The following is an 11,798-nucleotide window of genomic DNA, read 5'->3' on the forward strand; positions in this document are numbered from 1 at the left end:
TCACCGAGGAGAGGACCCGATGGACTTCGCCCACGACTCACGCACCGAGGAAATGCAGGGCCGGATGCGCGCCTTCATGGAGGAGCACGTGCTCCCCGCCGAGGCGGTGTTCGACGCCCAGCTCGCCGACTCCGGAGACCGGTGGGCGTGGTCACGCGTGCCGGTGCTCGCCGACCTGCGCACCACCGCCCGCGAGCAGGGGCTGTGGAACCTCTTCCTGCCGGGCGAGCACGCGGGCGTGGAGGGCGCCGGCCTGACCAACCTGCAGTACGCACCGATCGCCGAGCTCAGCGGCCGGTCCAAGCTCGCGCCGCCGGCGATGAACTGCTCGGCCCCGGACACCGGCAACATGGAGGTGCTCTCCATGTTCGGCACCCCGGAGCAGAAGGAGCGCTGGCTGCACCCGCTGCTGCGCGCCGAGATCCGCTCGGCCTTCGCGATGACCGAGCCCGACGTCGCCTCCTCCGACGCCACCAACATCTCCACCCGGATCACCCGGGACGGTGACGAGTACGTGGTCAGCGGGCGGAAGTGGTGGATCACCGGCGCGATGAACCCCGACGCCGAGATCCTGATCGTGATGGGCAAGACCGATCCCGACGCCGACCGGCACCGCCAGCAGTCGATGATCCTCGTCCCCCGGGACACCCCCGGCCTGGAGATCGTCCGCGGCATGGAGGTCTACGGGTACGACGACCACGACCACGGCGGTCACGCCGAGCTGGTCTTCCACGACGTACGGGTCCCGGCGGCCAACCTGATCGGCGAGGAGGGGCAGGGCTTCGCGATCGCCCAGGCCCGCCTCGGACCGGGCCGGATCCACCACTGCATGCGCGCCCTCGGGCTGGCCGAGCGGGCCGTGGAGCTGATGTGCGCCCGCGCCGACGAGCGGGTCGCGTTCGGCCGCAAGCTCTCCGACCAGGGAGTGGTCCGCGACTGGATCGCCGAGTCGCGGGTGAAGATCGAGCAACTGCGGCTGCTCTGCCTCAAGGCGGCCTGGCTGATGGACACCAAGGGCAACAAGGGCGCCCACACCGAGATCCAGGCGATCAAGATCGCCACCCCGGCGACCGTGGAGTGGATCCTGGACAAGGCGATCCAGACGCACGGCGCCGGCGGCCTCTCCCAGGACTTCCCACTGGCGCCGGCCATCGCCGGGATCCGCACCCTGCGGTTCGCCGACGGCCCCGACGAGGTCCACAAGCAGGCGCTGGCCCGCCACGAGCTGCGCCGGCAGGCCGGTCTCCGCGAGCAGGCAGGGGCGGCCCGATGACCGCCGCCGATCTCCGTGAGCGGGTCGAGCGGCTGCTCGCCGAGCACGACCCCGCCACCACCGACCGTCTCGACTTCCTCCGCGCCCGGTACGACGCCGGGCTGGCCTGGGTGTGGTTCCCCGAGGGCCTCGGCGGACTCGGGCTCGCCCGCGGCGACCAGGGCCCCGTCGACGCGCTGCTGGCGGAGGCCGGCGCCCCCGGCAACCACCCCGAGCGCAACGGGATCGGCCTGGGCATGGCCGCCCCGACCATCCTGCGGTTCGGCACCGAGGAGCAGAAGAAGCGCTTCCTGCGACCGCTGTGGACCGGCGAGGAGATCTGGTGCCAGCTCTTCTCCGAGCCCGGCGCCGGATCGGACCTGGCCGGGCTGGCCACCCGGGCCGTGCCGGACGGCGACGGGTGGGTGGTCAACGGGCAGAAGGTGTGGACCTCGGGGGCGCACAACGCCCAGCTCGCGATCCTGGTCGCCCGCACCGACCCGGACGCGCCGAAGCACCGGGGGCTGACCTACTTCCTCTGCGACATGACCGACCCCGGGGTCGAGGTGCGTCCGCTGCGCCAGATCACCGGCGAGGCCGAGTTCAACGAGGTCTTCCTCAACGACGTGCGGATCCCCGACAGCCAGCGGCTCGGCGAGGTCGGGCAGGGGTGGCTGGTGGCCGCCGCCACCCTGGACAACGAGCGGGTGGCGATCGGTGGCGCGGCAGCGCCGCGGGAGGCCGGGATGATCGGGAAGGTCGCCCGGACCTGGCGCGAGCGGCCCGAGCTGCGCACCACGGGCGTGCACCAGCAGCTGGTCGAGTCGTGGGTCGACGCCGAGGTGGCCCGGGTCACCGGCGTGCGCCTGCGCCAGAAGCTCGCCCAGGGACAACCCGGTCCGGAGGGGTCGGCGATGAAGCTGGTCTTCGCCGGTCTCGCCCAACGGCTCTCCGGCTTGGAGCTCGAGCTGCTCGCCGAGGACGGCCTGCGCTACTCCGACTGGACCATGGTCCGACCCGACCGGGTCGACTTCACCGGCCGCGACGCCGGTTACCGCTACCTGCGCGCGAAGGGGAACTCCATCGAGGGCGGCACCTCGGAGATCCTGCGCAACGTCATCGCCGAACGCGTCCTCGGCCTCCCCGGTGAGCACCGGGTGGACAAGGACGTGCCGTGGAAGGAGATCCCGCGATGAGCACGAACGTCCTGGCCACTCCCGCCGACGTCGACCTGCTGCCCACCCAGGACGGTGAGGACCTGCGGGCCGCGGTCCGCTCGGTGCTCGCGGCCCAGTGCGACCCCACCGCGGTGATCGCCTGCTACGACGGCGACCGCTCGGTGGTGGCGCCGCTGTGGCGTGCCCTCGCGGTCGACCTCGGCCTCGCCGGCCTGCTGGTGCCCGAGGAGCACGGCGGCCACGGCGCCACCGCGCGCGACGCCGCCGTGGTGCTCGAGGAGCTCGGCGCGGCCGTGGCCCCGGTGCCGTTCCTGACCAGCAGCGTGCTCGCCACCGGGCTCCTCGCCTCGCCGACCGCCACCGACGCGGCCGCCGAGGTCCTCACCGCGCTGGCCGCGGGTGAGCAGGTGGCGACCCTGGTGGTGCCGTGGTCCACCGGGCCCGGCGACGTGCCGCTGCTGGGCAGCGACGGCGGAGCGGTGCGCAGCGTCGCCGGCGCCGTCGAGGCCGACGTGCTGCTGGTGCCGGTCGCCGCGGCCGGCGGCACCGAGGTGCGGGCGGTCCCGGTGGCCGCGGCCGAGGTGACCGGGGTGCCGTCGCTGGACATGACGCGACAGCTCGCCGACGTCCGGGTGAGCGCCGAGGCCCTCGCCGCGGCCCCGGTGGTGGTCGCCGATGCGGACGCGGCACTCACCGACGCGCTGACGCTGGGCGCCGCCCTGCTGGCCTCCGAGCAGGCCGGGATCATCCGCTGGTGCGTCACCACCACCGTGGCCTACCTGAAGGAGCGGCGGCAGTTCGGCCGGGTGGTCGGCGGGTTCCAGGCGCTCAAGCACCGGCTCGCCGACCTCTACGTGGAGGCCGAGCAGGCCACGGCGGCGGCGACCTGGGCGGCCGCGACGGCGGCCGAGGGCGCCGGCCCGGACGCCGGTCCGGACGAGGCACGGCTGGCGTCGGCGGTCGCTGCGTCGTACTGCAGCCGGGTCGCGGTGCACGCGGCCGAGGAGACCGTGCAGCTGCACGCCGGCATCGCGATGACCTGGGAGCACCCGGCCCACCTGGCGCTGAAGCGCGCCAAGTCGGACCAGATCGCTCTCGGCTCGCCCGAGCAGCACCATGTGATCGTGGCGGACCTGGCCCGACTGCCGGGCCCGACCGCGGGCTGACCCACCCTCCCTCCCTCCCCGGGTCAGTCAGGGCGGCCGGTGGCTCGCGCTACCGGCCGCCCTCGGTGTGCCCGATGGCGAGCAGGCCGAGCGCGAGCAGCAGCCGGTCCCGCGGGTCACGGAGGTCGCGCCCGGTCAGCCCCTCGATCTGCTTGAGCCGGTACAGCACCGTGTTGCGGTGGCAGTAGAGCTCCTCGGCGGCCTTGGTCGGTGATCCGTTGCAGCGGACCAGCGTGGCGAGCGTGGCGAGCAGCACCTCGGACTGGTGCCGTCCCAGGCCCAGGAGCGGTGCCACCGTCTCCTCGACCAGCAGCGTGCTGACCTCGGGGCTGGCGCTGAGCAGCAGCTCGGGCAGTCGCTCGGTCACCTGCACCACCTCCACCCGGCCCGCGGCAGCGTCTGCGCGGTGCGGGCGGCCAGCTGGTAGACGCCGGCGAACCCGGCGACGCCGTCGGCGGCGAGCGCGATCGCGACGCGGCCCGCGGCCGCCGGGGCCAGCAGCGCGGCGAGCTCCTCGCCGGTGCAGCCCTCCATCGGCACGAGTGCGAACTGTGCGCCGCCTCGCACGTGCCAGAACGAGACCCGGCCGGCCCGCTCCAGCCGGTCCTCCGGCGAGCGCAGCGGCTCCTCCAGGGAGTCGAACGGCGCCACCACGCAGGCCACCGGCTCGCCGGGTGCGATGCCCAGCGCGGCGGCTGCCTCGTCGATGAGCTCCGGCTGGGCGTGACCGTCCACCAGACGGTCCAGCAGGCCCTGCTGCCGCTGCAGGTCCCGGCGCGCCAGTCGCGCGCTCTCCCGGCGGTGGGAGTCGATGAGCACGGCGTTCTGCACGTCCAGGGCGTGCCAGAGACGTTGGCCCGCGATCAGCAGCACGTGGTCGTCCAGGCCCAGCTCGTCCCGGTCCAGGTCGAGCAGCGCCTCCCACATCACCCGGGTGCCCAGCGTGTAGGCGTTGAGGACCAGCTCCATCGAGATGCCCTGCCGGGCCCGCCGCCGCCCGGTCTCCCGCCACACGTCGGCCGGCCGGTGCTCGGGGTCGTCCTGGTCGGCCAGGGTGCGCAGGCCGCGTCGTACGTGCTCGCGGGTGTTGTGCACGACGTCGGCCTTGAGCGCCGGATCGGCCCGCTCGAACCAGACCGGGTCGTTGTGCTCGAGCATCGCGGTGATCGAGTCCGCGATCTCGTCGGCGCGGGGGATCAGCGTCGCCCAGGCGCGCTGCAACCGGGCCTCCAGCTCGGCGTCGACGGTGGCCGGTGCGGGCAGGGGAGCGGGGCGGGGCCCCACGATCCCGGTGCGTGACATGCGCCACAGCGTTGCACCGAATGCACAGTGCCGCCAAGAGGGCTCCCGCGGTTCGCGGCGGTTCGCACCACTCACTTTGGGCAGTTCGTCCATACCCCTGGTTTGTGCAGATCGTCCAGAGTGAGGGACGCCACATCACGACCGCCGAACGGTTCTCACCCGGACCCGGAGGTCGTCCCCGCTGGAAGCAGCGTCGCCGGCCGATCGGCCGGCGGTCCCCGATCCGCCGATCCGCCGATCCGCTGCGCCTCCCGTCCACCTCCACTGCACGCGCCCCGCTGCGCCAGCCCACCAGGAGATCCCGTGTCCACCACTGCGACGAGCACCCCGCTGTTCGGGATGCACGGCGTCACCGTGACCTTCGGCGGTCTGACCGCGCTCGCCGACGTCGACCTCGACGTCGAGCCCGGACAGGTCCTCGGCGTGATCGGCCCCAACGGCGCCGGCAAGACCACGCTCTTCAACGTCGCCTGCGGCTTCATCCGTCCCGACGCCGGCGCGATCAGCTGGCGGGGCCAGGACGTCGGCCGGCTGCGGCCGCACCGCCTCGCCTCGCTCGGGATCGCCCGCACGCTGCAGGGCCTGGGCCTGTTCGACCACATGAACGTGCTGGACAACGTCGTCGCCGGGGCCGACCGGTGGGCCTCCAGCGGCTTCTGGGCCGACCTCCTGGCGCTGCCCCGCAGCGGCCGGGACGAGCGTGCCCTGCGCGAGCGGGCGATGGATGCGCTCTCCGAGCTCGGCATCGCCGAGCACGCCGCCCGCTACCCGGGCTCGATGCCCTATGGCCTGCGCAAGCGGGTGGCGCTGGCCCGGGCCCTGGTCGCCGAACCGGACCTCTTGATGCTGGACGAGCCGGCCAGCGGGCTCTCCGAGGCCGAGATGGCCGACCTCGGCGAGCTGATCGCCGGCCTGCGCGGCCGGATGTCGGTGATGCTCGTCGAGCACCACATGGACCTGGTGATGAGTGTCTGCGACTCCCTGGTGGTCCTGGACTTCGGCCGGGTGATCGCCCGCGGTCGGCCCGACGAGGTGCGCGACGACCCGGCGGTGCTCGCCGCCTACCTCGGCGTCGAGGTCGACCACGACCGGCACGGTACGACGGGGGAGGCGGGCCGATGACCAGCCTGACCGTGCACGGACTCGGCGTCAGCTACGGCCCGGTCCGCGCCCTGGACGGCGTCGGCTTCGAGGTGCCCGGCGGGATCACCGCCGTGCTCGGCGCGAACGGCGCGGGGAAGACGACGCTGCTGCGCACCCTCTCCGGCCTGGTCGCCCCCACCGCCGGGACCGCGCGCCTCGACGACATCGACCTGCTGCGCACCCCCGCCGAGGAGATGACCCGGGTGGGGCTGGCCCACGTCCCGAGGGACGCGGCGTGATCGCCGAGCTCACCGTCGCGGAGAACCTGCACCTCGGTGCGCTGGGCGCTCGGGCCGCCCGGCGCGGCGCGGACCGCCGGTTCGACCTGGCGCGGGTCTACGACCTCTTCCCGGTGCTGGGGGAGCGGGCCGGTCAGACCGCGCACACCCTCTCCGGTGGCGAGCGACAGATGCTGGTGGTCGGCCGGGCGCTGCTCGCCGAGCCGTCCATCCTGCTCCTCGACGAGCCCTCCCTCGGCCTCGCACCGCGCGTGGTGGCGCAGATCTTCGCGCTGATCCGCGACCTCGTCGACCAGGACGGCCTCACCGTGCTGCTCGCCGAGCAGAACGCCCGCAGCGCGCTGTCGATCGCCGACCGCGCGCTGGTCCTCGGCCTGGGCCGCGTCGTCGTCGACGAGCCGGCCGCCACCCTCGCCGGCGACGACCGGCTCCGACACGCCTACCTCGGCGCCTGAGACGACGCGCTCATCCGACTGGAGGACACACCCCGTGCAACAGCTGTTGACCACCACCTTGAGCGGACTGACGCTCGGGTTCGTCTACGCCGCGTTCGCGCTGGCGCTGGTGATGATCTGGCGATCCACCCGGATCGTGAACTTCGCCCAGGCGCCGATGGCGATGATCACCGCCTACGTGGCGCTGGTCCTGATCGACGCCGGCTACTCCTACTGGATCGGGTTCGCCGCCGCGCTGCTGGCCGGCTTCGCGCTCGGCGCCCTGGTGGAGTGGCTGGTGATCCGCCGGGTCGACGCGAGCAACCCGATCAACCCGGTGATCCTGACCCTCGGACTCTTCATCGTCTTCCACTCGCTGGCCGCACTGGTCTTCGGGTCGCGGTTCCGCTCCTTCCCGGCTCCGTTCGGGGTACGCGGGTTCGAGGTCGGTGACGTGACCATCGCGCTGACCGGCTTCGGCGTGTTCACCATCGTCGCGGTCCTGGTCGCTCTCGGCGCCCTGGTGCTGCTCTTCCGGTTCACCGACGTCGGACTGCGGATGCGGGCCTCCGCCTTCAACCCGGAGGTCTCCCGGCTGCTCGGAGTGCGGGTCGGCCGGATGCTCAGCCTCGGCTGGGCGCTCGCGGCCGTCCTCGGCTCCCTGGCCGGCCTGCTCATCGCCGGCGGCGGCCTGGTCCACCCCTCCTACATGGACCCCGTGGTCGTCTACGGGTTCGTGGCCGCCGTGCTCGGCGGCCTGGACAGCCCGGCCGGGGCGGTGCTCGGAGGCCTGCTGCTCGGCCTGAGCCTCAGCTTCGTCAGCGGCTACCTCGGCTCGGAGCTGGTGGCACTGGCGGCCCTGGTGGTGCTGATGGGCGTGCTGCTGGTGCGCCCCGGCGGCATCTTCGGCGGCATCGCGGAGCGGAGGGTCTGATGGCGACGTTGAAGCGGTACCTGAGCCCCGCCGGCGCCACCGGCCGGCTGCTGATCGCGCTGGTCGGGCTGGTCGCGGCGTTCGCCGTGATCGGGCTGGTCGGCGAGTTCCGGGCCACCCAGCTGGCGTCGATGGCCTACCTCGGCATCGCCGCGGCCGGCCTGACCGTGCTCACCGGGCTCAACGGACAGCTCTCGCTGGGCCACGGCGCCTTCATGGCGATCGGCGCCTACACCGCCGCGCTGCTGCTGCCGGACGCCGATGCGGCGGTGCCGCTGCCGGTGGTGCTGCTCCTCGCCACCGCGGTCACCGTCCTGGTCGGTGCGCTGGTCGGCGTCGCCGCGGCCCGCCTGCACGGTCCCTACCTGGCCGGTGCCACCCTCGCGCTGGCCGTCGCCGTCCCCGGGCTCGCGATCTACTTCGGCGGCACGCTCGGAGGGGAGCAGGGGCTCTCGGTCGCGGTGCCGGAGGTGCCGGCCTGGTTCGCCGACCAGGTCTTCTTCCTCACCGGCACCGACCCCTCCCGCGGCCGCTACGTCACCTACGTGGCCTGGCTGGTGCTGGTCCTGGTGCTGCTGGTGCTGGCCAACCTGTCCCGCAGCCGCACCGGGCGGCTGTGGCGGGCGGTGCGCGACGACGAGATCGCCGCCCAGCTGGCCGGCATCGACCTCGCCCGCAACCGGGTGCTCGCCTTCGTGGTCAGCGCGGCCTGCGCCGGGCTCGGCGGCGCGGTGATGGCGCTCGCGGTGCGGATCACCGCCCCCAGCGGCTTCACGATCACGCTCTCGCTGACCCTCGTCGCCGCCATCGTGCTCGGTGGCCTCGGCAGCCTCTCCGGCGCCCTGATCGGCGCCGCCCTGCTCACCTTCCTGCCCCAGGTCGTCACCCAGCTCGGTGGAGACCTCGGACTCGACGACGTCCAGTCCGCACAGCTCGCCCCGCTGGTCTACGGCGTGGTGATGGTGCTCGTCGTGCTGCTCGCCCCGGCCGGACTGGTCGGGTCGCTGCAGCGGTGGCGGCTGCAGCGGGCGGGCCGTCGCGCCGCCGCGGCGGCAGGGGAGAGGGCGACGCCGTCAGAGGCCACCGAGACCAGTCCCGAACCGTCTTCGTCCACCTCAACCCAACCGACACCGAGAGGCGCACACTGATGAGGTCAACCCTTCCCGACAAGCTCCGCCGCCGTCCGACGGCGGCCGTCGCCGCCACCGTCCTCGCCGCCTGCGCCGCGCTCTCCGCGTGCGGAGCCGGCGAGGACCGCGAGGACTCCGCCGACGAGGCCCGCAACGCGGTCGGCGTCACCGACGACACGATCAAGATCGGCGGCCACTTCCCACTCACCGGTGTCGCGGCCCCCGGCTACAGCGAGATCCCGACCGGCCACCAGGCCTACTTCGACTACGTCAACGCCAACGGCGGGGTCAACGGTCGTCAGATCGAGTTCGTGGTCAAGGACGACGCCTACAACCCGACCAACACCAGCAGCGTGACCAACGAGCTGGTGCTGCAGGACGAGATCTTCGGCATGGTCGGCGGCCTGGGCACACCGACGCACGGGGCCGTGATCGACTTCCTCAACGACGAGCAGGTGCCCGACCTGTTCGTCTCCTCCGGTTCGCGCCAGTGGGGCGAGACGCCCGAGGAGTATCCCTACACCTTCGGGTGGCAGCCCGACTACGTGATCGAGGGCAAGGTGATCGGCCAGTACATCGCCGAGAACCTGCCCAAGGCGAAGGTCGGTCTCTTCCTGCAGGACGACGACCTCGGTGCCGACGGCGAGAGCGGGGTGCGCCAGTTCATCGACGACCAGATCGTCGAGACCGTCTCCTACACGCCGGGCAACACCGACGTCGCGCCGCAGATCGCCAAGCTCCAGGCCGCCGGCGTCGACCTCGTGGTCGGCTTCAACGTGCCCTCCTACACCGCGCTGTCGCAGCTGGTCGCGCTGAAGACCGGCTTCGCCCCGCAGTGGATCTACAGCAACGTCGGCTCCGACCCGAACCTGGTCGGCTCGCTGCTCGCCAACTTCTCCGAGGGCGCCGTCGACGGCGGTGCCGGACTGCTCGACGGGGTGATCACCACCGAGTACATGCCCGGCGCGGACGCTCCGGACGACCCGTGGACCCAGCTGTGGCAGAAGGTCTGGGACGAGCACGGCAAGGACGGCGAGCTGACCAACTACCGGATCTACGGCATGGCCGAGGCGTACACCTTCGTCCAGGCACTCCAGGCCGCGGGCGAGGACCTCACCCGCGACGGCATCGTCGAGGCCCTCGAAGAGGCTGGCGCCGAGTTCGAGGGACCCGGCTTCGGTCCGTTCCGCTACTCCGCCGACAGTCACCTCGGCCTCTCCGGCCTGCAGGTGGTCGAGCTCAAGGGCGGAGCCGGCGAGCCGCTGACCCCGGTCCTGGTCACCGACCTGGGCGACGCCGCGATCGAGGAGGACGACTCCGCCGCCGGTGACGCGCCGCCGGAGAGCGGCATCCCCGAGGTCGACGCCGTCGACTGAGCCGTCCGGCCCGGGCCTGCGCCCGGGCCGGCCCGGCCACCGACGTCCGTGCGGGCCCTCCCGGCCCGCACGGACATCCCGCACCGTCCCGCAACCTCCAGCGAAGGAGAACCATGAGCACGCTGTCCCTGGCCTCGGTCCTCGCCGAGCCGGCCCGCCGCCGCCCCGACCACACCGCCGTGGTGGAGGGCGAGACCCGCACCGGCTACGCCGACCTCTGGAGAGAGGCCCGGAGCTTCGCCACCGCGCTGACCCGGCGCGGGGTGCGGCCCGGCAGCCGGGTGGCCCTGCTCGCGCCGAACGTGACCGACTTCGTCCGCGCCTACTACGGCATCATCGCGGCGGGCGGGGTGGTGGTGCCGATCCCGACCCTGCTCAACGCCGAGGAGGCCGACTACCTGCTGCGCCACTCCGGGGCCGAGCTGCTGCTGCACCACCAGGCCACCGCCGCGGTGGCCGAGCCGGCCGCGGCGGCGGTGGGGATCGAGACCCACGACGTCGCGGGATTCGGGGCGGGCGCCGAGCCGCTGGCGTCGTACGTCACCCGGAGGCCGGAGGACCCGGCGGTGATCTTCTACACCAGCGGCACCACCGGGCGGCCCAAGGGCGCCGTGCTCACCCACCTCAACCTGGTCCTCAACGCGACCGTCAACGCCGTCGACGCCAACCCGCTGCTCGGTGACGACGTGGTGATGGGCTGCCTGCCCCTGTTCCACACCTTCGGGCAGTCGGTGTCGATGAACACCACCTTCCGGGTCGGCGCCACGCTCGTGCTGCAGCCGCGCTTCGACCCGGTCCGGGCGCTGGAGATCATGGTCGCCGAGCGGGCCACCATCTTCTTCGGCGTGCCGACCATGTACATCCACCTGCTCGAGGCCGCCGCCCAGGCGCCAGCGCTCCCGGCGTTGCGCGACTGCGTCTCCGGTGGCGCCTCGCTGCCGGTGGCGGTGCTGGAGCGCTTCGAGAGCGTCTTCGCCACCCGGATCTTCGAGGGCTACGGGCTCTCGGAGACCTCGCCGTCGGCCACCGTCAACCAGCGTGTCTACGGCGCCCGCCCCGGCACCGTCGGACACCCCCTGTGGGGCGTCGAGGTCGAGATCGCCGAGGCCGACGTCCAGGACCGGATCGTGCTGCTCGGGCCGGGGGAGAGCGGGGAGGTCGTGGTCCGTGGCCACAACGTCTTCGCCGGCTACCTCGACGACCCGACCGCCTCGGCCGCGGTGCTGGTCGACGGCTGGTTCCGCACCGGTGACATCGGCGTCAAGGACCCCGAGGGCTTCGTCAGCATCGTGGACCGGCTGAAGGACCTGGTGATCCGCGGCGGCTACAACGTCTACCCCGCGAGGTCGAGGAGGCGCTCGCCCGCCACCCGGCCGTCGCGCAGGTGGCTGTGATCGGCGTGCCGGACCCGGTCCACGGCGAGGAGGTCTGTGCCGTCGTCGTACCGAGCCCGGGTGCGGTGGTCGAGGCCGACGAGCTGCGCGCCTGGGCCCAGGAGCGCCTGGGGCGGCACAAGTACCCCCGCCTGGTCGAGGTGGTCGACGAGCTCCCGCTCGGGCCCTCGCACAAGGTGCTCAAGCGCGAGCTCCGGGCCCGGTTCACCCCGGCCGTCCAGTCCTGACCGACCCCCGCACCACCGTCCGC

The 11,798-nt window shown here is 73.2% G+C and carries 13 protein-coding genes; 11 read left to right on the forward strand and 2 right to left on the reverse strand.

Annotation, left to right across the window (positions count from 1 at the left end; genetic code table 11):
• The first annotated feature begins 19 nt into the window (after positions 1 to 19).
• The 3 genes from FIV43_RS00685 to FIV43_RS00695 are packed head-to-tail and all read left to right on the forward strand — an operon-like array spanning position 20 to position 3,596.
• The gene (locus FIV43_RS00685; RefSeq protein WP_141012578.1) at positions 20 to 1,273 is read left to right on the forward strand and encodes an acyl-CoA dehydrogenase family protein; all 1,254 of its coding nucleotides are present in this window, start codon (positions 20 to 22) and stop codon (positions 1,271 to 1,273) included.
• A complete protein-coding gene (locus tag FIV43_RS00690; RefSeq protein ID WP_141012579.1) occupies positions 1,270 to 2,448 on the forward strand; it encodes an acyl-CoA dehydrogenase family protein in 1,179 nt (392 codons plus the stop codon). Before FIV43_RS00685 ends, FIV43_RS00690 begins: the two co-directional genes overlap by 4 nt.
• Entirely contained in the window at positions 2,445 to 3,596 is a 1,152-nt protein-coding gene (locus FIV43_RS00695; RefSeq protein ID WP_141012580.1) for an acyl-CoA dehydrogenase family protein, read from the forward strand. Before FIV43_RS00690 ends, FIV43_RS00695 begins: the two co-directional genes overlap by 4 nt.
• A gap of 49 nt (positions 3,597 to 3,645) precedes the next feature.
• Here the strand turns inward: FIV43_RS00695 and FIV43_RS00700 are convergent, their stop codons facing one another.
• Positions 3,646 to 3,963 (reverse strand): PucR family transcriptional regulator, encoded by a 318-nt coding sequence (locus tag FIV43_RS00700; protein ID WP_181407635.1) that lies wholly within the window; start codon positions 3,961 to 3,963, stop codon positions 3,646 to 3,648.
• The gene (locus FIV43_RS00705) at positions 3,960 to 4,898 is read right to left on the reverse strand and encodes a hypothetical protein (protein ID WP_141012582.1); all 939 of its coding nucleotides are present in this window, start codon (positions 4,896 to 4,898) and stop codon (positions 3,960 to 3,962) included. Before FIV43_RS00705 ends, FIV43_RS00700 begins: the two co-directional genes overlap by 4 nt.
• A gap of 303 nt (positions 4,899 to 5,201) precedes the next feature.
• On the opposite strand from FIV43_RS00705, the gene FIV43_RS00710 reads away from it, so the two are divergent.
• From FIV43_RS00710 to FIV43_RS21290, 8 genes are all read left to right on the forward strand, one after another.
• Positions 5,202 to 6,020 (forward strand): ABC transporter ATP-binding protein, encoded by an 819-nt coding sequence (locus tag FIV43_RS00710; protein WP_231123587.1) that lies wholly within the window; start codon positions 5,202 to 5,204, stop codon positions 6,018 to 6,020.
• Positions 6,017 to 6,280: an ATP-binding cassette domain-containing protein gene (locus FIV43_RS23000; RefSeq protein WP_269204050.1), complete on the forward strand. Its 264-nt coding sequence runs from the start codon at positions 6,017 to 6,019 to the stop codon at positions 6,278 to 6,280. The genes FIV43_RS00710 and FIV43_RS23000 overlap by 4 nt, the downstream gene beginning before the upstream one ends.
• On the forward strand, positions 6,277 to 6,735 hold the full coding sequence (locus FIV43_RS23005) for an ATP-binding cassette domain-containing protein (RefSeq protein ID WP_269204051.1): 459 nt from the start codon (positions 6,277 to 6,279) through the stop codon (positions 6,733 to 6,735). Before FIV43_RS23000 ends, FIV43_RS23005 begins: the two co-directional genes overlap by 4 nt.
• 34 nt (positions 6,736 to 6,769) lie before the next feature.
• Positions 6,770 to 7,648 carry a branched-chain amino acid ABC transporter permease gene (locus tag FIV43_RS00720; RefSeq protein WP_141012583.1) on the forward strand — a complete coding sequence of 293 codons (879 nt, stop codon included), beginning with the start codon at positions 6,770 to 6,772 and terminating at the stop codon, positions 7,646 to 7,648.
• Positions 7,648 to 8,796 (forward strand): branched-chain amino acid ABC transporter permease, encoded by a 1,149-nt coding sequence (locus FIV43_RS00725; protein WP_141012584.1) that lies wholly within the window; start codon positions 7,648 to 7,650, stop codon positions 8,794 to 8,796. The genes FIV43_RS00720 and FIV43_RS00725 overlap by 1 nt, the downstream gene beginning before the upstream one ends.
• Positions 8,796 to 10,154, forward strand: coding sequence for an ABC transporter substrate-binding protein (locus tag FIV43_RS00730; RefSeq protein WP_141012585.1), 1,359 nt, complete (start codon positions 8,796 to 8,798; stop codon positions 10,152 to 10,154). The genes FIV43_RS00725 and FIV43_RS00730 overlap by 1 nt, the downstream gene beginning before the upstream one ends.
• A gap of 113 nt (positions 10,155 to 10,267) precedes the next feature.
• Positions 10,268 to 11,548, forward strand: coding sequence for an AMP-binding protein (locus FIV43_RS00735; RefSeq protein ID WP_196780925.1), 1,281 nt, complete (start codon positions 10,268 to 10,270; stop codon positions 11,546 to 11,548).
• Positions 11,539 to 11,775 carry an AMP-binding enzyme gene (locus FIV43_RS21290; protein ID WP_196781039.1) on the forward strand — a complete coding sequence of 79 codons (237 nt, stop codon included), beginning with the start codon at positions 11,539 to 11,541 and terminating at the stop codon, positions 11,773 to 11,775. The genes FIV43_RS00735 and FIV43_RS21290 overlap by 10 nt, the downstream gene beginning before the upstream one ends.
• The last annotated feature ends 23 nt before the right edge of the window (positions 11,776 to 11,798 follow it).

It is taken from the genome of Nocardioides sambongensis, assembly GCF_006494815.1.
In the GTDB taxonomy this organism is placed as follows: Bacteria; Actinomycetota; Actinomycetes; order Propionibacteriales; family Nocardioidaceae; genus Nocardioides; species Nocardioides sambongensis.

Excerpts from the sequence above, each read along its gene's own strand:
- FIV43_RS00735 (WP_196780925.1), top strand. The coding sequence starts at position 10,268 with ATGAGCACGCTGTCCCTGGCCTCGGTCCTCGCCGAGCCGGCCCGCCGC.
- FIV43_RS00685 (WP_141012578.1), top strand. The coding sequence starts at position 20 with ATGGACTTCGCCCACGACTCACGCACCGAGGAAATGCAGGGCCGGATG.
- FIV43_RS00725 (WP_141012584.1), top strand. The coding sequence starts at position 7,648 with ATGGCGACGTTGAAGCGGTACCTGAGCCCCGCCGGCGCCACCGGCCGG.
- FIV43_RS00690 (WP_141012579.1), top strand. The coding sequence starts at position 1,270 with ATGACCGCCGCCGATCTCCGTGAGCGGGTCGAGCGGCTGCTCGCCGAG.
- FIV43_RS23000 (WP_269204050.1), top strand. The coding sequence starts at position 6,017 with ATGACCAGCCTGACCGTGCACGGACTCGGCGTCAGCTACGGCCCGGTC.
- FIV43_RS00695 (WP_141012580.1), top strand. The coding sequence starts at position 2,445 with ATGAGCACGAACGTCCTGGCCACTCCCGCCGACGTCGACCTGCTGCCC.
- FIV43_RS00705 (WP_141012582.1), bottom strand. The coding sequence starts at position 4,898 with ATGTCACGCACCGGGATCGTGGGGCCCCGCCCCGCTCCCCTGCCCGCA.
- FIV43_RS00730 (WP_141012585.1), top strand. The coding sequence starts at position 8,796 with ATGAGGTCAACCCTTCCCGACAAGCTCCGCCGCCGTCCGACGGCGGCC.